The organism is Henriciella algicola (assembly GCF_003576245.1).
Classification (GTDB): Bacteria; Pseudomonadota; Alphaproteobacteria; order Caulobacterales; family Hyphomonadaceae; genus Henriciella; species Henriciella algicola.
In genome coordinates, this window is sequence record NZ_QWGA01000008.1 from 46,284 (window position 1) to 64,568 (window position 18,285).

General features: G+C 59.6%; 22 protein-coding genes. 19 read left to right on the top strand and 3 right to left on the bottom strand.

All coding sequences use genetic code 11. From position 1 onward, the window contains the following. Positions 1-12: 12 nt before the first annotated feature. From motA to D1222_RS13045, 7 genes are read left to right on the top strand one after another with little or no spacing between them, the layout of a single operon-like run. Complete coding sequence (motA, locus tag D1222_RS13015; RefSeq protein WP_119455171.1) at positions 13-879, top strand: flagellar motor stator protein MotA; 867 nt, start codon at positions 13-15, stop codon at positions 877-879. After that, positions 876-2,669, top strand: coding sequence for a hypothetical protein (locus D1222_RS13020; protein ID WP_147371875.1), 1,794 nt, complete (start codon positions 876-878; stop codon positions 2,667-2,669). Before motA ends, D1222_RS13020 begins: the two co-directional genes overlap by 4 nt. Beyond that, complete coding sequence (locus D1222_RS13025; protein WP_119454705.1) at positions 2,669-3,382, top strand: flagellar hook-basal body complex protein; 714 nt, start codon at positions 2,669-2,671, stop codon at positions 3,380-3,382. Before D1222_RS13020 ends, D1222_RS13025 begins: the two co-directional genes overlap by 1 nt. Positions 3,383-3,412: 30 nt before the next feature. Then, positions 3,413-4,198, top strand: coding sequence for a flagellar basal-body rod protein FlgG (gene flgG, locus D1222_RS13030; RefSeq protein ID WP_119454706.1), 786 nt, complete (start codon positions 3,413-3,415; stop codon positions 4,196-4,198). Positions 4,199-4,202: 4 nt separating this feature from the next. Further along, entirely contained in the window at positions 4,203-4,607 is a 405-nt protein-coding gene (gene flgA / locus D1222_RS13035) for a flagellar basal body P-ring formation chaperone FlgA (RefSeq protein WP_119454707.1), read from the top strand. Next, on the top strand, positions 4,604-5,317 hold the full coding sequence (locus D1222_RS13040; protein ID WP_233348758.1) for a flagellar basal body L-ring protein FlgH: 714 nt from the start codon (positions 4,604-4,606) through the stop codon (positions 5,315-5,317). Before flgA ends, D1222_RS13040 begins: the two co-directional genes overlap by 4 nt. A gap of 12 nt (positions 5,318-5,329) precedes the next feature. Then, entirely contained in the window at positions 5,330-5,863 is a 534-nt protein-coding gene (locus tag D1222_RS13045; RefSeq protein ID WP_119454709.1) for a flagellar basal body-associated FliL family protein, read from the top strand. A gap of 40 nt (positions 5,864-5,903) precedes the next feature. Here the strand turns inward: D1222_RS13045 and D1222_RS13050 are convergent, their stop codons facing one another. Further along, positions 5,904-6,605, bottom strand: a complete 702-nt coding sequence (locus D1222_RS13050; protein WP_119454710.1) for a flagellar hook assembly protein FlgD — start codon at positions 6,603-6,605, stop codon at positions 5,904-5,906. Between the two features lie 15 nt (positions 6,606-6,620). Beyond that, on the bottom strand, positions 6,621-8,225 hold the full coding sequence (locus D1222_RS13055) for a flagellar hook-length control protein FliK (protein WP_119454711.1): 1,605 nt from the start codon (positions 8,223-8,225) through the stop codon (positions 6,621-6,623). Positions 8,226-8,357: 132 nt separating this feature from the next. Between D1222_RS13055 and D1222_RS13060 the strand changes: the two genes are divergently transcribed. The 6 genes from D1222_RS13060 to D1222_RS13085 all read left to right on the top strand — a co-directional run bounded on the left by D1222_RS13060 (position 8,358) and on the right by D1222_RS13085 (position 12,661). After that, entirely contained in the window at positions 8,358-8,801 is a 444-nt protein-coding gene (locus tag D1222_RS13060; protein WP_147371876.1) for a hypothetical protein, read from the top strand. Further along, on the top strand, positions 8,801-9,184 hold the full coding sequence (locus D1222_RS13065) for a hypothetical protein (RefSeq protein ID WP_119454713.1): 384 nt from the start codon (positions 8,801-8,803) through the stop codon (positions 9,182-9,184). The genes D1222_RS13060 and D1222_RS13065 overlap by 1 nt, the downstream gene beginning before the upstream one ends. Before the next feature lie 150 nt (positions 9,185-9,334). Further along, positions 9,335-10,921 (top strand): flagellin, encoded by a 1,587-nt coding sequence (locus D1222_RS13070; RefSeq protein WP_119454714.1) that lies wholly within the window; start codon positions 9,335-9,337, stop codon positions 10,919-10,921. Between the two features lie 69 nt (positions 10,922-10,990). Then, a complete protein-coding gene (locus D1222_RS13075) occupies positions 10,991-11,380 on the top strand; it encodes a flagellar biosynthesis regulator FlaF (protein WP_119454715.1) in 390 nt (129 codons plus the stop codon). Beyond that, positions 11,381-11,821: a flagellar biosynthesis repressor FlbT gene (locus D1222_RS13080; RefSeq protein ID WP_119454716.1), complete on the top strand. Its 441-nt coding sequence runs from the start codon at positions 11,381-11,383 to the stop codon at positions 11,819-11,821. Positions 11,822-11,848: 27 nt separating this feature from the next. Further along, on the top strand, positions 11,849-12,661 hold the full coding sequence (locus D1222_RS13085) for a DUF1217 domain-containing protein (RefSeq protein ID WP_233348760.1): 813 nt from the start codon (positions 11,849-11,851) through the stop codon (positions 12,659-12,661). On the opposite strand, the gene D1222_RS13090 is transcribed toward D1222_RS13085, so the two are convergent. Continuing rightward, the gene (locus tag D1222_RS13090) at positions 12,658-14,025 is read right to left on the bottom strand and encodes a FliI/YscN family ATPase (protein ID WP_119454718.1); all 1,368 of its coding nucleotides are present in this window, start codon (positions 14,023-14,025) and stop codon (positions 12,658-12,660) included. The genes D1222_RS13085 and D1222_RS13090 overlap by 4 nt on opposite strands. Before the next feature lie 89 nt (positions 14,026-14,114). Between D1222_RS13090 and D1222_RS13095 the strand changes: the two genes are divergently transcribed. From D1222_RS13095 to D1222_RS13120, 6 genes are read left to right on the top strand one after another with little or no spacing between them, the layout of a single operon-like run. Next, positions 14,115-14,462, top strand: coding sequence for a flagellar biosynthesis protein FlgB (locus D1222_RS13095; RefSeq protein ID WP_233348762.1), 348 nt, complete (start codon positions 14,115-14,117; stop codon positions 14,460-14,462). A 12-nt stretch (positions 14,463-14,474) separates the two neighbouring features. Further along, the gene (locus D1222_RS13100) at positions 14,475-14,849 is read left to right on the top strand and encodes a flagellar basal body rod C-terminal domain-containing protein (protein ID WP_119454719.1); all 375 of its coding nucleotides are present in this window, start codon (positions 14,475-14,477) and stop codon (positions 14,847-14,849) included. Between the two features lie 14 nt (positions 14,850-14,863). After that, positions 14,864-15,160: a flagellar hook-basal body complex protein FliE gene (locus tag D1222_RS13105; protein ID WP_119454720.1), complete on the top strand. Its 297-nt coding sequence runs from the start codon at positions 14,864-14,866 to the stop codon at positions 15,158-15,160. A gap of 10 nt (positions 15,161-15,170) precedes the next feature. Further along, the gene (locus D1222_RS13110; RefSeq protein WP_119378881.1) at positions 15,171-15,434 is read left to right on the top strand and encodes a flagellar biosynthetic protein FliQ; all 264 of its coding nucleotides are present in this window, start codon (positions 15,171-15,173) and stop codon (positions 15,432-15,434) included. Between the two features lie 7 nt (positions 15,435-15,441). Beyond that, positions 15,442-17,520 carry a flagellar biosynthesis protein FlhA gene (locus tag D1222_RS13115; RefSeq protein WP_119454721.1) on the top strand — a complete coding sequence of 693 codons (2,079 nt, stop codon included), beginning with the start codon at positions 15,442-15,444 and terminating at the stop codon, positions 17,518-17,520. Continuing rightward, complete coding sequence (locus D1222_RS13120; RefSeq protein WP_119454722.1) at positions 17,520-18,275, top strand: flagellar biosynthetic protein FliR; 756 nt, start codon at positions 17,520-17,522, stop codon at positions 18,273-18,275. Before D1222_RS13115 ends, D1222_RS13120 begins: the two co-directional genes overlap by 1 nt. The last annotated feature ends 10 nt before the right edge of the window (positions 18,276-18,285 follow it).

The following is an 18,285-nucleotide window of genomic DNA, read 5'->3' on the forward strand; positions in this document are numbered from 1 at the left end:
ATGGAGGATGAGTTGAACGCAATTCTGGGCATCTTGGTGACGGTCGGCATGGTCTTCGGCGGCTATATGCTGGCCGGCGGTCATATGGACATCATTACACACGCGCTTCCGTTTGAAGGCATGATGATCGGCGGCGCAGCCATCGGCGCGCTTCTGGCGGCAAACGACTTTGGTACGATCAAGCAGACCGGTGCCGACGTCCTCGCCGCCTTCACGGGTTCGAAGTGGAAAAAGAGCGACTATCAGGACCTTCTTTGCCTGATGTCGGAGCTCCTCAACGTCCTTCGCAACAACCCGGTCGACATCGAACAGCACATTGAAGATCCCGAGCAGTCATCGATCTTTCAGCGCTATCCGAAGATCCTGAAGGACGAAGACGCGATCAACATGATCTGCGACACGATCCGCTCCATGCTGATGAACTTCGACAATGTTCATCAGGTTGAAGAGCTGCTCGAGAAGCATCTGGAGAGCCTGCACGAAGACAAGCTCGCAGGCTCCCACGCCCTTCAGACCATGGCAGACGCGCTTCCTGCGCTCGGCATCGTTGCCGCTGTGCTTGGCGTCATCAAGACCATGTCGTCCATCGACAAGCCGCCTGAAGTTCTTGGCGGCATGATCGGCGGCGCGCTCGTTGGCACATTCCTCGGCGTATTCCTCGCCTATGGTCTGGTTGGTCCGTTCGCCTCGCGCGTCAAAGCCATCCGGACAGAGGAACACTTCTTCTATTCGATGATCGGCGAAATGCTGGTTTCGAACCTCCACAAGAACCCAGTCAATATCTGCGTCGAGGTCGCAAGACGTCATGCGCCGGCGCGGGTACGTCCATCTTTTAACGAAATCGAAGAAGCGCTGAGGGGGCTGAAGCAGGCAGCTTGAGGAAGTTCACGGGCATATGTCTTGGCGCTGCATTGCTGGCGCAGGCGGCTTCTGCACAGCAGGAGCCGCCGATTGTGTCTGGTCAGGCAGACGAGATCGAGCGTCTTCCCGGAGAGCTCGACAGCTTCGTTCAGGAAGCAATCAATGAGGGCCTCTTGAGGCCAGCAAGACCGCAGTCTGCAGAAGCATCTACCTCACCTGTGGCAGACAGGCCTGCCGAAAGCCCGAGCCCTCAGGACATCCGCCCGCAAGTGACTGAGGCGGCGGTCGAGCACGCGCCAGAGCAGCCAGCTGCGGCTGCGCAAATCAAGGTCGAGTATCTCTGCCCTGAAACTTCTCCCTACGACTTTTCGGAGTTCTCCGATTTCGCGTCCTATAGCGATCTCGCCCAGTGGCGTGGTTTCCTCGAAGGTGAAGAACGCACGACCGCACTCGGCCGTCTGATGGCGAAAGCCTATCTGTCGCTCGGCATGATCGCCGAAGCGCGCGCAGAAATCGCCGGAGATCAGGGGCAGGGCGGTGTCGCACTTCGCCTGCTGACCGATCTTCTGGAGCGTGATGGCCGGCCTAACCTGGCATTCTTTCGTGACGTCGCGAGTTGTTCAGGCGCGGACAATGTCTGGCTGGCCGTCGGGCAACTGAAGTTGAATGATGCAAATGGCGCTGATCTTCTGGCGCAGCACTTTGCAGACTTCCGCGCGCTGCCCCTTCGCCTCCGCGCGGACGCGGCGCTGATCATTATTCCGGCGCTCGACCGCCTCGACCGGCCGATCCTTTCGGAACGCCTGATGACCAGCTTCACGGCAGAGGAAATCGCGCAGAGCCGCGAGCTTCAATTCGTGAAGGCGCTCCAGCGTCTGTCTATGGGATCTCCGAGCGCGGCTGAAGACATTCGCGGATATCTCCGCCGCGCGCAGTATCGCAACGAAGCGGCTGCGGCTCTGCGCCGTCACGGCAAGGCAATTTCCAGCGATCTCGAACGGGAAATTGTCGACTACTATATCAATGAGCTTGGCAATCTGCCGGCTGAAGCCTCCGTCTCTGAAAATCTCGACTTGATCCTGCACGACCTCAACAGTGCGGTTGGATACGATCTCACGCTGCGTCTTGCCGACGTGCCCGCGGCGGCGAACCCGCAGGCGCGCCAGCGCCTTGCCGGACATTTCGAGGCGATGCTGGACGAAGACCTCCATAGCGACACCTTTCTCGTGAATCTGAAAGCCATGGACGCGCTTTTGAAAGGCGAAGAGCTTCTCGCGGACCGGGAAGGCACCGAAGCACGATTTGCACGCGCAGCGGCGATAGCTGCCAATCTTGGCCTTCCCTCCATGTCCGCAAAGCTTTCTGAACGCCTGACCCACGACGCGGCTCTGGCGCTGGCCCAGGCAGAGCTGGCATTCCGGCTGAAGGATGAAGCCGCGCTCGCCCGTCTCCTCGCAGACAACCCGGGCAGTGTCGCAATTCGCAAGATTGCGCTGATTGATGCGATCAATCGCGGCGATCGCCAGGCCTTCAATCGTCTTGCTCGCGGCATTCCTGAAGATGTCGACACTGCCCTCATGTTGATCGAGGCAGACGCTGCCGCAGGCCACTGGGTCGTGCCGCAGCGCTATTACACGATCGCCGCCAGAAGCGGTGATGAAGAAACCCAGACCCGCGCTCTTCGCGTCTCCGACGCACGGCCTGCTCCGGAAACTCCGGATGAAGGCGAGATTGCGCTGACCGATGTGTCCTCAAGGCTCGAGCGCCTGCGCGAGTCACTCGGGCCAATTCCGACGGAGGTTCGCTGATGTCGAACGCAATTTACGCCGCTCTCGCCCGCCAGTCCGGCCTGATGACTGAAATGCAGGTGGTCGCGAACAATCTCGCAAACTCGAGCACCACCGGGTACAAGTCTGACCGCGCCATCTTTGCTGAGTTTGTTGCCGGCACGCGCAATAATCTGGCTGACCTGTCCATGGGCACGCTGGCAGGCCATGAATTCGACCTGGAGCAAGGCGGTCTTCGCTTTACCAATGGCACGTTCGACCTCGCCATTCAGGGCGAAGGCTATTTCCTCATCGAAACGCCGCAGGGTGAACGCCTGACCCGCGCAGGCCATTTCCAGCTGAACGCTGAAGCAGAGCTCATCACCGATACTGGTTACCGCGTGCTCAATGCTGGCGGCGGCGCCATCCAGATCCCGGAAGAAGCGACGAATGTCAGCATCGCGGGTGACGGCACGATCTCCTTCGATGGTCAGATCATCGACCAGGTTGGCGTCGTCCAGCCAGAGGGCCAGCTCAGCCGCGCAGGCGACGCCATGTTTGCGGCCGAAGAAGGCTTCCAGCCAATCGAGGAGCCCCGCGTCGTGCAGGGTGCCCTCGAACAGTCAAACGTCTCGCCGGTGCTTGAGATTGCGCGCATGATCGAAGTGCAGCGCGCCTACGAAGCCGGGCAGGCGCTCATCGAACGTGAAGACGACCGGATTGCGAAATTCATCAGCACTTTACGACAGCTCTAACGCACAGGACGTGGATCGAGGGAGGACCCTATGAAATCACTGCAGATCGCAGCCACGGGCATGGCGGCACAACAGTTACGTGTCGACGTCATCTCGAACAACATCGCCAACATGAGCACGGCCGCATACCGGCCGCGCACGGCAGAGTTCGCCGATCTCATGTACCAGCAATACCTGACGCCCGGGACGATTTCTTCCCAGGTTGGTACGGTTGTCCCAGCGGGCGTCCAGCTCGGCACCGGGGTGAAGCCATCGTCGGTCTCGATGGAGATCACCCAAGGCTCGCTTCGTCAGACCGGCTCAGAGCTCGATATCGCCATCGACGGGACCGGCTTCTTCGAAGTCCAGCTGCCTTCCGGAGAGTCTGCCTATACCCGTGACGGCAAGCTGAACCGCAGCGCTGAAGGCCAGATCGTGACCAAGGATGGTTTCGAACTCGCCGACGGAATCACAATCCCGGAAGATGCTCGCCGCATTTCCATCAGCAGCGATGGTGAGGTGGTCGCCTATTTCGCGAACGAAGCACAGGGCCAAGCGATCGGCACGATCTCTCTGGTCCGCTTCGTCAACGAAAAGGGCCTTGAGGCCATGGGCGACAACATGTTCCGCGAGACCGAAGCCTCCGGCGCGCCGAACAGGCTAGTTCCTGCAACTGAGGGCGTTGGCATCCTGCGCCAGGGCTATCTGGAAGATTCAGGCGTCGACGTTGTCCAGGAAATCTCTGAGCTGATCGAGGCGCAGCGTGGATATGAGCTGAACTCCAAAGTCATCACGGCGGCAGATGAAATGCTCGCCGCCACGACGAGAGTGAGGTAGTCCGATGAGCATCGTCGCTACACTCGCAAGCGGTTTCATGCTTGCGCTCACCGCTTCCGGTTCAATCGTTGCAGAAGACGTCATCCGCTCCGGCGAGGTCATCACGCCGGGCATGCTGGTTACAGAGGATGGCACGCCGGTGTTCGACAGCCCGCTGATCGGCCGCGAAGTTCGCCGCACCGTCTATGCCGGGCGCGAGGTTTCCATGGAGAACACGCAGTCGCCTCGCCTGGTGACTCGCAATCAGATCGTCACCGTGAAGTATATTCGCGGCGGCCTTGAAATCTCGACCACCGCGCGCGCGATGGAAGAGGGCGGTCTTCATGACACGGTTTCGCTGCTCAACACCAATTCCCGCAAGATGGTGTCTGGCGTCGTCCAGTCGGGTGGATGGGTGCTGGCACAATGAAAACGACATTCCTTCTTTCGCTAATTGCGCTCGGATGCGCAGCATGCGCGTCTTCGCCCTCCAGCCAGCAGGCCATGATGGCGGCCCCACCAGCGAGCCCACCGCCAGTCCAGTCCATGGCAGCGTTCCCGCAGGCGCCGCTACACAATGACACCAACTCGCTCTGGACCACGTCAGCAAACTCTCTGCTCAGCATGCGCCGGGCAAAGTCAGTTGGTGATCTTCTGACGGTCGTCGTCGAAATGGACGATCAGGCCAGCATGCAGAACTCACTGCAGAGCACGCGAGGCACCAATCAGGACTTCAATCTTGATGCGCTCTTCGGCCTGCCAGAGTGGGCAAACGGCGTTCTGCCGGGCGGGGCGAGCGTCTCGCCGGGCATCGACTACAGCCGGAACTCTGCCCTCAATGGCAGCGGTGCCATCAACCGGGCTGAGCAGGTGACTTTCCGTCTCGCTGCTCGCGTGATCGGGCTGGAGCCAAATGGAAACCTTGTCATTCAGGGTTATCAGCGCACCCGCGTCAGCAATGAAGTCCGCGTGCTCACCGTTACAGGTGTCATCCGCTCGCAGGACATCACTCGCATGAATACGGTGACCTATGAAAAGATCGCCGACGCCCAGCTTTCCTATGTAAGTTCAGGGCAGGCGACAGAGCCTGTACGTGCAGGCCTCGTGCCCAAACTCCTCGACACTATCGTTCCATTCTAGAGCCAGCCTGACATGAAGCAGATTATTCCCGCAATCATTGCTGCCATTTTCGTCGTACTTGGTGCAGGCGGCGCCCTCTTCATGAAGGGGGCGTTCTCCTCAGGCGGCAACGCTTCAGCTGGCGCCGAAAGCCACGAGGCCAAGGCGTCTGGGCATGGCGAGGAAAAAGGCGGTGGTCATGGCGGCGGTCACGGCGCGAAGTCTGGCGGGGGCATGTCCGGCGACGTGGAATACTACAAGTTCAGCCGTGAGTTCGTGGTGCCCATCACAGAGGGGGAGCGGGTCGACAGCCTCGTCATCATCAACCTCAACCTGGAGATCGACAAGTCCGTCTCCGATCAGGTTTATGGGATGGAGCCGAAGCTGCGCGACAATATCATGAGCACGCTCATCCGCCTTTCGAATGAAGGCGTGGCACTTGGTGATCTCACCAATCCTGAAAACTATGAGACGATCCGCTCCATGATCCTCGCAAACCTTCGCGAGGTTCTGCCGACAGGCCTGGAGAATGTGCTCATTCTGGACATGGCAAAGCAGCACATCTAGCGCGCTGCCTTACCGGCCAGTTCCTGCAATTCGTTAGAGTTTACTGGGTGACGCGGCGAACCTGGCCAAGGTCGCCCGACAGGCTGGACGATGTGCCAATGCGCAATTCGCCGTTCTCCGTGCCGACATCGGTCACTGTGGTCAGCACTTGAGGTGCGACCGTGCCAAGGAAGGTGTCGCCAGCATAGAGGTCGATGCCAAACTGGTAGATCTCTCCGGATGCGGCAGCACCACCATTGGAAAAGCGGCCATCCCAACTTTTGCTCTCGTCATCGATTTTGAGGCGGTCGCTATAGACTGCTTCACCGGATGAGTTTGCAATCGTCAGTACGGCGGCTGTTGCTTCGTTTGGTGCGTCGAACGCAAACTCAACCGGATCGCCGGAATAAGGCACCCAGGACGACTCGACAGTCACGGTCTCCCCCAGCCATTCGCTGGCGAACATGGAATGCAGATCACCGATCATGCTCGCCATGCTCTTCAGGCTCGTATTCGATTGCACCTGCTGTTCCAGCGTCGAGAAGGATGCGAGCTGTTCAACGAATTGCGTCGAGTCGAGCGGCGAAAGCGGGTCCTGATGGCGCAGCTGCGCGGTCAGAAGCTTGAGGAAGTTATTGAACTCCTCACCGACAAACTGGGTGCTCGCGCTCTCATTGGTCTGCGAGCCCGTCGCCTGACCAGACTGTGTGTTCTGCGCGGATTGTGCGATCTGGGTCGCCTGCGCTGCGTTAATAACGCTCATTTCCGAAACTCCTTCCTAGAGTTTGATGTTCAGGCCGCTCGCTCCGAGGGTGATCGGTGCGCGGCGTGTCTGTGGCATTGCAGGTGCCGCCAGGAATTCGGCGTCATCATCTGCGGCAGCGGTGTAGTCGATAAAGTCAGCCGGCTGGTGATACTGCGACCCGTCTGTTGAGCCTTCGCTGAAGGTCATGTCACGCGCCGAAAGACCGTGCTGTTCCAGCGACTGGACGAGATCGAAGTGAAGCAGGCGAAGCTGCTTCATGGCTTCTGGCGTGTCCGCTCTCACTGCGACCTGCTGGAGGCCTTGCGCGTCGAACTTGAACTCGATCGAGACGCGGCCAAGCTCCGGCGGGTCCAGCTGCACCATGATGCGATCAGGCTTGTCGCCGCCAGCGAGCTTGTTGCTGACGATGTCCACGATCTCCTGCGGCGCGGCGACGACGGTCGCCTGCGTTGCGACCATCACTGGGCCCATGCCGGCTGCACCACTGGCGGGCGCTTGCGCCGTCATGGGGGCTGATGCCGGAGCGCTAGCAGCGAGTGAAAGCGTGGGGGTCTGCTGACCGTTATCGCCTGTCCCGGTGGCCTGCGCGCTCACGTCCAGACCGCCGTTCATAAAGGCCGCGTTTTCGATTGGGGTGTCAGCAGCTGGCTGCGCAACGGTGATGGCGGACGGCGTATCCGCGCGATCAAGACGCGGCGCGTCTACGGGGATCGTGCTGGCGGGCACAGCTGCTGCTCGAAGTGGTGTTGCGGACACATCCTTCAGGCGGCCGGTACCTTTATCAGTCGTTTGCGCCGTGGGGTTGAGCGTTGCCATCACGAGATCTGGACGCCCCGGCGCTTCATTGCCTCTTATCAATGCGTTCGCATTGGAGCTGGCGTCTGCTGCCAGGACCTTATCAGTCTTTATCTCACTAACATTGGACGCGTCTGCTTCTGATCCATCAGCGTGCTGCGATGAGGCTTTGGCCACCAAGCTGACATCAGTCGTATCTGGAGTAGCTGCCACGTTACGAACCGGCTCATCGGAAGCCTTTTCGCCGCTCAGGACTTCCGTCTCTGCGAGGGGGCGGCCAGTGTCTACGGAAACGGGGTCAGCCTTGGAGCGGGCGACTTCAAGTTTGGCATCTGGGTCAGTATCGGCGGCGCTCGCGATATCAATGATATCGGCTTCCTGCTTCGAGGTAGCGTCGACCTTTACCTCACCCGATGGTCTCACTTGCTCAGTAGATAGCAATTCTGGCGCGGCCAGTTCGTCGGATGCTGGGGACACAGGTGCAACGTCGGTATCGCCCGCCGGCGCAGCCACGACTTGTGGTGCCCGATCAGGCGCGACCGCAACGAGGTCAGACTTTGCATCAACCTTCTCCGAGCGCAGTTCGGTCTCGGTTGTCGTATCTTCGGTCGGTGCGTGTGCTTGAGATGAGAACGCCAGGACAGCTGCGCTGCCCGCGCCATCTGAGCGCTCGCCATCTTTTTCCGGCGAAGCCTGGTCGCTTTGACCTTCAGTTTCGAGAATTCTAGCGAACGCCGACCCGCGCCCTGACGAAGAAGGCTCACTGCGCGCTTGCGCCGGATCGGCCAGAAGCGGGCCCAAAGGTCCAATGGCTGCGGGCATTCAGTGTCCTTGGTTAACTCTGATTAGCGCTCTCTTAACCAAATCTGCCCCACCACAGGTAAAAGCGGATTTAACGCTGGCCCAAAAAAACGCGTCAATCGCGCTGGCCAGCCAGATGCAGGGAGGCAGAACTTGATCCCTCTAAAAGTATTGACGCCAAACGCCGATCAACTCGCGCCAGCAAGACGCAATGCGGTCGCACCGCCGCCGCTGCCATCCTCGCGCTCGCCAGAAAATGCACAGTCTGCAGCGCCTTCGCGCGCGCAATCTTCCTATGCCCCGCCCGTGCAGCCCGTCCGCGCGCCTGCTGCGCAATCGGCTACCGCGCCAGCCACATCTGAGACCAATTCTGACGTAAATATGCGCTTCGAACAGATGCTCTGGGCCGAAATGCTTCGGCACACGGGGCTCGAGGAAGCTTTCTCCAGTGTTGGTGGTGAGGGCGCTGCGGCTTTTACACAGTTCGCCGTCGAAGCCATTGCGCGTGATCTGGCTGAAAAACATCCGCTTGGTCTGAATGCCGTCGACAGGGCGGTTGAGGCCTATGAGATGTCCAGAACCGTTGGAGACACCTGATGAGTGCGCAGACCAGCCCCGACAGCGTACTCAGCAATCTGCTGGAGCTTCTCGAAGCAGAACACGACGCCTTGAAGGCCGGGCAGGCGAGCAAGGCCAGCAGCCTCCTTCAGCCGAAAATGGAGGCTATGCAGGCCTTCGACCTTCTCGTCGAAGATCCGGCGCGCCTGCGCGGCGTGCCTGATGTAAAGATCCGTATGGAGCGTATCGTGCGCCTTGCTACTGAGAATGCAAACCTGTTCTCGGCTGTCCGCAACGGGGTCGGCCAAGCCGTCACGCGCGTGAGCGATTCATCGGCGCAATCCTATGTCGGCGCTTACACGGCTGCTGGTGAAAAAACAGCGTTTTCCAAGGCAACTGGCGGCTACGCAAAAAAAGCCTGAGCCAGTTAACCGATTGTCCATGAGTGTCGTCTAATCAAGGCTCATAACCAAGATTGGTTCAGGACAAATACCTGCTGTCAGGATGACATGAGTTGGAACTTCGAGGTCGGGTCTCACCGGCTCGATCTGGAACTTAAAAGGGGATAACTGATGTCCAGTATTCTTACGAACAATAGCTCGATGGTTGCGCTCGAAACCCTTCGCAACATCAACCGCAATCTTGAATCCGTTCAGAACGAAATCTCGACGGGTAAGAAAGTTGCGTCTGCCAAGGACAACGCTTCCGTCTGGGCCATCTCGACTGTCATGTCGACCGACGCTGCAAGCTTCGAACAAATCTCGTCTTCGCTCAACAAGGGCTCCGCAACCGTTGGTGTTGCCCGCGCTTCTTCCGAGCAGATCACCAGCCTTCTTCAGGACATGAAGAACCTGATCGTTGACGCCCAGCAGGACCTCAACGACAGCGACCGCGCGAAGATCCAGAAAGACGTTGCTGCTATCCGTTCGACGATCACGAACATTGTCAACGGCGCACAGATGAACGGTCAGAACCTGCTCAAGGGCACCGATGACCTGAAAGTTCTCGCCTCGCTCGACCGCGACGGCACGGGCGCAGTTGCCCCAGCCTTCATCAACGTCTCCCGCGTTGACCTTCAGGCCACGGCTGCTGTTGCTGAGGCTGATAAAGAAGCCACGGATGCAGGTTATGTTTCCACAGCATCGACGACCGGTTCCAGCGATATTGCGAAAGATTCGGGCGATCCAGGCACGATCACGATTACCGGTCTCACGGGCACCAACATTGGTGATGGTGATACGGCCACAGTGACGCTCAAGGGCGGCGTGATCAACGAAGGCGACGTCTTCACGTTCGATCTCGGCGGCGAAACGATTACGGCCACCGCCGACGCTGACGATACGCTCGCAGATATCGCTCAGAAGTTGACAGACGACATCGGCACGAAGACGATCACCAACCTTGGTACGGTCAGCTTCACGGCCGGTACGGATCCAGAGTCTGACGACACGACCATCTCGATCGCTGCGTCTGGCGGTACGGTTGCGCTTGACCCGGCAGATGTCGAGACGACCTATGCGCAGGCCATTATCGAAGACGGGAACGACGTTGTCATTACCTTCAAGGGCGGTGCGATCTCTGAGGGTGACACCTTCACTGTGAACGTCGGCGACACCGATTTCAGCTACACGGCCAAGGCTGACGAAACCATCAACGATGTTCTCAGCGAACTTGCTGGCGACATTGAGGATGCGGGTATTACCAACCTGACGGTTTCAACCACCGCAGCGACCGACCCACTGACCGGCGATGCAACGCTGACCCTGACGGCTGATGGTGGGGATGTGAACATTCTGACCACCTCGCTCGCTTCAACCAACGCAGCTGTCGCAGCTGGCGGCCTCGGTGCCCTCGCTGACATCGATGTGTCTGACTCTGCCGGTGCAACCGCAGCTCTGACCTCGATCGAGACCCTTCTCAACAAGGCGATCACGGCAGCGACCACCTTCGGTTCGGCCCAGAAGCAGATCGAAGGCCAGACGGAGTTCGTTCAGAACCTGGTCGACTCGATGAAGTCAGGTATCGGCGCCATGGTCGATGCGGATATCGAAGCAGCATCTGCAAAACTGCAGGCTCTGCAGGTTCAGCAACAGCTTGGTGTCCAGGCGCTTTCGATCGCGAACAGCGCACCGCAGACCCTGCTGTCACTGTTCCGTTAAGGACGATGAATTGAGGCCGGGCGTCCCATTGGGCGCCCGGTTTCACCCAGCAATTACAAGTGAGGGCACATGCACAATTTGGCGCACAAGGCATACAGCACTGTCACCAGCCGCACGGCTTCTGACAAGCAGATCGAACTTGCCCTGTTCAGCGAAATTACGAACGCTCTCAAGGATGTGGCGGCGCAGGATGTGCCGCTTCCTGCCGTTTGGGCAGATGCGATCGATCGCAACCTCCAACTCTGGCATCTTCTTTCCGTGGATCTGGTCAGCCCCGAAAACGGGCTGGACGACAGCCTCCGTACCAACCTTCTGACGCTCGCTGAAATGGTGCGCCGCGTCAGCTATCAGGTACTCGCAGGCGACACCGATATTTCCGACCTCGTCGAGATCAACGAAACGATAATGAAGGGGCTCGCTGGCGAAGTTGGCCCCAGCCAGATGGAGACAACGACCTAAATGTCCGGACTGATACTGAAGCTCGCCGCTGGCGAGAAAGTCGTCATCAACGGTGCCCTGCTGGAAAATGGCGATAAACCATCAAGCCTGAGAATTGCTGACGCGAATGCCCGTGTCCTGCGCTGCCGCGATGCGCTGCGCCCGGATGAAGTGGATACGCCGGTCAAACAGGTTTACTATGCCATCCAGCTGCTGATCACAGGCGACCTCGAAGAGGACCGTGTCCTGCCAGCGCTTTTCCGTGAAATCGACAGCCTGGAAGACGTTTTCCGCGGCATCGATCCACAAGCGATCCCACAGCTTCGTCAGATGCTGCGCCGGGGCAATCACTATTCAGCGCTCTGTCACATGCGCAATCTGGTCGAGTTGGAAGCCGAGCTTTTCCGCCATGCTCACCTGAAGAGCACAATGGCCGAGCCACAGCAGGCGAAGGTCGCCTGATACGCCATGGTGCAGCCAGCGATCCCCATGTCGGGCCTGGCCGGCTGGAGTTTTCTCCAGTCCACCTATAACCGTCAGCTTGAAACATTTTCGGACAGCGCGAGCGTCAAGAATGACCGCGCCTATATGACCGAAAAGCTGTCCAAGCCGGTGTCTCTGGACGACTTCATGTCGGACCGGCGGCTCCTGCGTGTGACGATGACCGCCTTCGACCTTGGCGGCGAGGAATGGAAGGGCGGGTTTATCCGTAAGGTTCTGGAAGAAGCGGCTACCCCGGACAGCACCTTCCTCGAGCGCCTGAACAATCCGGCCTATACCAAATTCGCCCAGACCTTTGCCTTCGAAGACGGCACGCTGTCGCTTGATGCCGACAAGATCGAGCAGCTCGGCGAGAACTTCGAAACGGCGGCTTTCCGCATCGCTGTTGGCGACGTCGACGAGAATATGCGCCTTAGCCTCAGCTATCAGCAGAAGATTGTCGATATTGCGGGCACCGGATCGTCAAATGATGCCATCGCTTACCGCATTCTCGGCAGCCCGCCGGTCAAGGCGGTGCTGGAAACGGCGCTGAACCTGCCTTCGGATATTTCGAAACAGCCGATCGAAAAGCAGGCTGAGATCCTGCGCGACAAGCTGCGCTCATCCTTCGGGATTTCTGATCTGTCGCAGCTGACCGATCCGGACAATGTGAATGCAGTCATCCGCCGGTTTCATGTCATGGAAACGGTCAATAATGGCCCGTCGGCGATGACCCCCGGCTATGCGGCCCTTACACTGCTCGGCGGCGGTCAGGGCTTCGGCGCAATCGCCAGTCAGAACCTCTTTTTGAGCCTGCTCTAGCGCGGCTTTATCCCTTTCGAGGGCGCTACGTCTTGTGGCGGCTCTTTCATCAGACCAGCACTTAGCAGTTCAGCTAGCCTCACATAGGCGGCCTGGGTATCACCTTCATGGCGCTCGGACACAAATCCGTCGAGTGAGGGGAACAGGTCGATAGCGCGATCACCCGCCATATCCTTGCCGCGTGCATAGAGGTTAGCCCGAACCATGGGCGCCAGCTCCTCATAGAGCGCCAGATTGCGGCGGTACTCGGCAAGCAGCACATTCTCTTCAGGGGTGGCCGCGCGTGGCAGGGCGCGGGAAACCGATTTCAGCACATCGATCGCCGGATAGCGCCCACGCTCTGCAATATCGCGCGAGAGAACGATGTGACCGTCCAGAATGCCCCGGATCATGTCAGCGACAGGCTCTTCCATGTCAGAGCCAGCGACGAGCACAGAGAAGATCGCCGTAATGTCGCCTTTGCCTTCGGGGCCAGGTCCGGCGCGCTCTGCAAGTTCGGCAATCGTGCGGACCGTCGATGGCGGGAAAGCATGCAGCGCGGGTGCCTCGCCGCCAACCAGCGCGACTTCACGGTGCGCCTCGGCAAAGCGTGTGATGGAATCGAAGAGCAACAGCGTGTGGTGACCCTGATCGCGGAAATGCTCAGCCGCCGCCATGGCGCAATAGGCCGCGCGCTTCTTGGCACCCGGCGGTTCGCTGGCGGTCGCGGTCACGATGACGGATTTGGCACGCGCTTCTGCGGGAAGGGTGACCTTCGCAAACTCATTCAGCTCGCGTGAGCGTTCCCCGATAAGGGCGATAACGATGCGGTCGGCCTGAACGCCGTTTGCCAACGCTCCAAGTAGGGTCGACTTGCCGACGCCCGAACCTGCGAAGAGGCCAAGCCGCTGGCCCTGGCAGAGCGGGATGGCGGTGTCGGTAATCATCAGCCCTGTATTGAGGCGCGGCCCAAGCGCCTTGCGAACATGGCTCGGCGGCGCCTTGGAGATCAGCTTCTTGCGCATCAGGCTGCTGGGCAGCGTTTCGGGCGCGCCATTCTCAGTATCGACGATCTCGCCGCGATAATTGATGATCCGGCCGATCCAGTGGTCACCGGGCGAAACCGACGCTTCCCGGTCGATATAGGCGCGGTCGCCGATGCGCACTTCGTCGGACTCGTCAAAGAGAAGGGCCGTTACGCGGTCTTCGGTAATGTTCAGGATTTCACCGCGCACAGCTACGCCGCTCTGGGTCTGGATTTCGACCTCATTGCCAAGCCCTGCATGGGCGCTGACGCCCGTAATGCCGACATTGCCGGGGCTGACATCGCTGACGCGGCCCCAGATGCGGACGAGTTCATGTGTCTGTGCGCGGGCTGACTGCATTACGTAAACAGAATCTCGCTTTTCATTAACCTTTTATTCAACGTAGCCCGGCACCCTTTGCAAAGAGTTAACCATGATGGGCCTGTGCCATGTTCTCGAATATGGATGTCTTCAAGATGTATAGCGCAATGGCGCGCCACGCCGCCGAAGCGCAGACTCACGCCTCCAAGAATATCGCGCACGCCGACGATCCCGGCTACCGCGCGACCCAGCTGGAATCCTTTGAGGATTTTCTCTCGCGCACCGCGCTCAGCTCCAGCCAGTCGCCCGCCTTCAAGGTGCAGGATGCTGGCACACCGACCTCGCCAAACGGCAACTCGGTCAGCGTCGAGCACGAACTTTACAAATCGGCCGAAGCAATGGACCAGCATCAGATGGCGCTCACGGTTTACACCAAGTCGCTCGACCTTCTGAGAGCGGCGCTTGGCAGACGATAGGGGGCAGGTTGAATGAATTCGATCAAGGCAACAATGATGCAGGCCATGCAGGGGATGCGCGTCCAGTCGGAGCGTATCGACCTGACCTCGCAGAACATCTCCAACGCCGACACGCCGGGCTATCAGCGCAAGATGCTCGTCGTCGACAAGAATGGCGACGCGTTCCGCAATCTGCGGATCCAGCTCGACCAGACAGAAGGCGAGCGCAGCTATGAGCCAGCGCACCCGATGGCGGATGAAGAGGGCTATGTGACGCTCTCCAACGTCCAGGTCGTGACCGAGATGGCGGACATGCGCGAAGCAAACCGGTCCTATGAGGCCAATCTCAACTCATTCCAGCAGGCCCGTACGATGTACAAATCCCTGCTCGATGTTCTCAAACGCTAAGGGAGTCATAGACGATGTCAGGTGTTGGTTTTTCGGCATATGCCGCCCTTAACAATGTCAAAGCTGCGGACGCGGCCAGCCAGGCGGCCAAGCCGCAGGGCGGCTCCAGCGCCGTTTCCGAAGGCTTCGCGAACTTCAAGCAGACGATGGAAGCGGCAGAGCAGACCGCGATGCAGACCGCTGTGTCCGGCGCCGATCCGCATGCGATGGTCGAAGCGCTCGCCAATGCAGAGCTCGCGCTCGATGCGGCCGTGACGATCCGCGACAAGGTCGTTGAGGCGTATCAGGAACTCCTGCGGATGCCGGTTTAGGCGGGCATATATGACTGAGCTTGCGATCTTTGAAATCCTGCGCGGTGCCTTCTGGACGGCAGCCCTGATGGCGTTGCCGATCCTTGCCGTGACGCTGGTGCTGGGTTTCGCTATCGGCCTCCTGCAGGCGCTGACCTCGATCCAGGAAATGACGCTGACCTTCGTGCCGAAGATCATGGCCGTGGTCGTCGTCTTCTTCCTGACGCTTGGCTACATGACGCAGCTTTGTCTCGATTTCTTCAACAACTCCGTTCTGCCCATAATAGCGGGGTAGGCGAGCCATGCCCGCCGCGAGCCTTCTGAACCTGGCAAAACCGACCACGCTGCTGGCGATTGGTCTCATGTTGATCATCCTCGTGATGGTCCTGCCGGTCCCTGCATGGGTCATGGACATTGGCCTGACGCTCTCTTTCGCGTTCGCCATCCTGATCTTCACGACCTCGATCTTCATCGAAAAGCCGCTGGATTTCTCATCCTTCCCAAGCGTGCTTCTGGCCTCGCTTGTCTTGCGGCTGGCGCTTAACGTCTCCTCGACCAAGCTGATCATTTCCGAAGGCCACACAGGCACCGGCGCGGCCGGCAACGTCATTGAGGGCTTCGCCATGTTCATCATGGGCGGCAACCTCTTCGTCGGCCTCGTTGTCTTCGGCGTCCTCATCATCGTGAACTTTATGGTGATCACGAAAGGCGCTGGCCGTATGGCAGAGGTCGGCGCACGCTTCGCCCTCGACGCCATGCCGGGCAAGCAGCTCGCCATCGACAGCGACCTTGCTGTAGGTGCGATCAGCCATGAAGAAGCGAAGATCCGTCGCCAGAAGGAGCAGGAAGAAGCCTCTTTCCTTGGCTCCCTCGACGGTGTGTCGAAATTCGTGAAGGGCGACGCGGTCGCGGGCCTTCTGATTACGGCGCTCAATCTGCTTGCTGGCATTGGCTTCGGCATCGCCGTGCATGGTCTCAGCGTCACTGAAGCGCTGAACAATTATTCGATCCTCACCGTTGGCGATGGTCTCGTCTCCCAGATCCCGGCCGTGATCATCTCTGTTTCTGCCGCGCTTCTTCTTTCCAAGGGCAAGGATGAGGGCGCGATCGATGTTGCGCTTCTCGCCCAGCTCGGCGCGAACGCGTCGGTTCTCTATATCGTCGCGGGGCTGCTTGGCGTTTTCGCCCTCATGCCGGGCCTGCCTTTCCTGCCATTCATCGCAGCGGCCGCCGTCTTCGGCACCTCGGCCTACTTCATCCAGCAGCACGAAAAGCGTAAGGAAGCTGAGAAGGCGCAGGAGAGCGCCTATGATGCGCCGGAGCCTGTCGTAATTGGCGACAGCATCCATTCGGACGAGATCCACCTCGAGGTCGCGCCAGACCTCGTCGCGCTCGTGCTTCAGGGCGCTGACGGGTTCGAGAACCGCGTCGACAAGATCCGCCGCTATATCGCCGAGGAGTATGGCTTCGTCCTTCCGTCGATCCGGATGACGGACAATCCGACGCTGGCCAAGAATTCCTACCGTGTCCGCATTCAGGGCGTGAAGGTGGATGGCGGCACGCTGCGTCCCGGCAATGTGCTTGCGCTTATGGAAGACAAGCAGCTGCCACATCTTCAGGGCGAGCGCGTGAAAGAGCCCGTCTATCAGGCTTCTGCCCGTTGGCTGCCATCCGGCAAGAGCGCAGAGCTCGCCGCTGCTGGCGTTCCGGCGATCGAGGCGACAGAAGTGCTCGCCACGCACATGCTGGAAATCATCCAGAACAATTTCTCGCTGATCTTCTCGCGTCTTGTCATGATGGACACGCTGGACGCGTTGACCCGCCTCACCGACGCAGAGCGCGCGGCCGCCAACAAGCGTTTCCTCGACGAGTACATCCCGGGCAAGGTCACGCCAGAACTGCTGCTCGCCGTGCTGCGCCTCCTCCTCGAAGAGCGAGTCTCTATCCGCAACATGTTCCTCATCATCGAGACGGTCGGCGAAGCCAAAGCCCGCACGTCCAGCCCGCCGCAGCTCGCAGAGCTGGTGCGCCAGCGTCTCGGCTTCCAGATCGTGGACCGCCTGCAGGACGGCGATGGTCGCCTGCCGCTGCTTCAGCTCGGCCCGACCTGGGAAGAACAGTTCTCCGCCCACGAGATTACCAAGGAAGACGGCGCATCTGACATCGCCCTCCCGCCGGATATCTTTGGCGACCTCACCACCTCGATCCAGAAGAAGCTGAACGAGTACGCCCAGAAGGGCGTCACGCCTTCGATTGCGACGACATCCCGTCGCCGCCGCTTCATCCATACGGTCCTGTCGAGCAAAGGCATCCGCAACTCTGTCCTCGCCTATGAGGAGATCGGGTCGAGGAGCAAACCCTACATCGTCGGGGTCGTTTAGTGCCCGATACGCTGCTCGCATCTGGACAGGCCGTCTACTGGATTGGCGCTGTGATGCTGATCATGGCGCGGGTGGGGTTCATCATCTACTTCATGCCAGGCGTTGGCGAGCAGGCCGTGCCGGTTCGCGTGCGGGCGATGATCATCCTTGTCTTCGCCATCTCACTGGCCGCGAGCGGCGTGGTGGAGCTTCCGGTCCTTTCAGGCCTCGGTGAGTTCTTCCGCTACCTCGCGCTGGAAGCGACGATCGGGCTTTTCTTTGGCCTTCTCCTGCGGCTTGCAATCTGGATGCTGTCGATCACCGGCACGATCATCGCGCAGGTCATCGGGCTTGCGCAGATGCTGGGTATCGCACTGGAGACCGAAGCTCAAACCATCACGGCGAACGCACTCGCCATGGCGGGCGCGGCCCTACTGCTCAGCATGGACTATCATGTCACTGTCTTCGCGCGGGTAGTGACGCTGTACGGCGACATTCCAGCTGGTGCGCTGGGGCTGATCGACCCGATGTTCTTCGTTATGCGCGGCTTCGAAGCGTTTGGCATCGCCATCATGCTCGCCTGGCCATTCGTCGCGGTGAACCTGCTCTACAACATTTGCCTTGGCTTCATAAACAAGGCGCTTCCATCGCTCATGGTGGCCTTTGTCGGCGCACCATTCATGATTGGCGCTGGCATCATGCTGCTCGCCTTCTCAATCACAACAATGCTGCTGGTATGGGGCGACCGCGTCCCGTCCATCATCGGCTGGCTATAGGGGGACTGCC

What these genes read in the sequence shown, in the direction of transcription:
- D1222_RS13025 (WP_119454705.1), top strand. Translation starts at nt 2,669, where the DNA reads ATGTCGAACGCAATTTACGCCGCTCTCGCCCGCCAGTCCGGCCTGATG.
- flgG (WP_119454706.1), top strand. Translation starts at nt 3,413, where the DNA reads ATGAAATCACTGCAGATCGCAGCCACGGGCATGGCGGCACAACAGTTA.
- flgA (WP_119454707.1), top strand. Translation starts at nt 4,203, where the DNA reads ATGAGCATCGTCGCTACACTCGCAAGCGGTTTCATGCTTGCGCTCACC.
- D1222_RS13040 (WP_233348758.1), top strand. Translation starts at nt 4,604, where the DNA reads ATGAAAACGACATTCCTTCTTTCGCTAATTGCGCTCGGATGCGCAGCA.
- D1222_RS13045 (WP_119454709.1), top strand. Translation starts at nt 5,330, where the DNA reads ATGAAGCAGATTATTCCCGCAATCATTGCTGCCATTTTCGTCGTACTT.
- D1222_RS13050 (WP_119454710.1), bottom strand. Translation starts at nt 6,605, where the DNA reads ATGAGCGTTATTAACGCAGCGCAGGCGACCCAGATCGCACAATCCGCG.
- D1222_RS13055 (WP_119454711.1), bottom strand. Translation starts at nt 8,225, where the DNA reads ATGCCCGCAGCCATTGGACCTTTGGGCCCGCTTCTGGCCGATCCGGCG.
- D1222_RS13065 (WP_119454713.1), top strand. Translation starts at nt 8,801, where the DNA reads ATGAGTGCGCAGACCAGCCCCGACAGCGTACTCAGCAATCTGCTGGAG.
- D1222_RS13070 (WP_119454714.1), top strand. Translation starts at nt 9,335, where the DNA reads ATGTCCAGTATTCTTACGAACAATAGCTCGATGGTTGCGCTCGAAACC.
- D1222_RS13075 (WP_119454715.1), top strand. Translation starts at nt 10,991, where the DNA reads ATGCACAATTTGGCGCACAAGGCATACAGCACTGTCACCAGCCGCACG.
- D1222_RS13080 (WP_119454716.1), top strand. Translation starts at nt 11,381, where the DNA reads ATGTCCGGACTGATACTGAAGCTCGCCGCTGGCGAGAAAGTCGTCATC.
- D1222_RS13085 (WP_233348760.1), top strand. Translation starts at nt 11,849, where the DNA reads ATGTCGGGCCTGGCCGGCTGGAGTTTTCTCCAGTCCACCTATAACCGT.
- D1222_RS13090 (WP_119454718.1), bottom strand. Translation starts at nt 14,025, where the DNA reads ATGCAGTCAGCCCGCGCACAGACACATGAACTCGTCCGCATCTGGGGC.
- D1222_RS13095 (WP_233348762.1), top strand. Translation starts at nt 14,115, where the DNA reads ATGTTCTCGAATATGGATGTCTTCAAGATGTATAGCGCAATGGCGCGC.
- D1222_RS13100 (WP_119454719.1), top strand. Translation starts at nt 14,475, where the DNA reads ATGAATTCGATCAAGGCAACAATGATGCAGGCCATGCAGGGGATGCGC.
- D1222_RS13105 (WP_119454720.1), top strand. Translation starts at nt 14,864, where the DNA reads ATGTCAGGTGTTGGTTTTTCGGCATATGCCGCCCTTAACAATGTCAAA.
- D1222_RS13110 (WP_119378881.1), top strand. Translation starts at nt 15,171, where the DNA reads ATGACTGAGCTTGCGATCTTTGAAATCCTGCGCGGTGCCTTCTGGACG.
- D1222_RS13115 (WP_119454721.1), top strand. Translation starts at nt 15,442, where the DNA reads ATGCCCGCCGCGAGCCTTCTGAACCTGGCAAAACCGACCACGCTGCTG.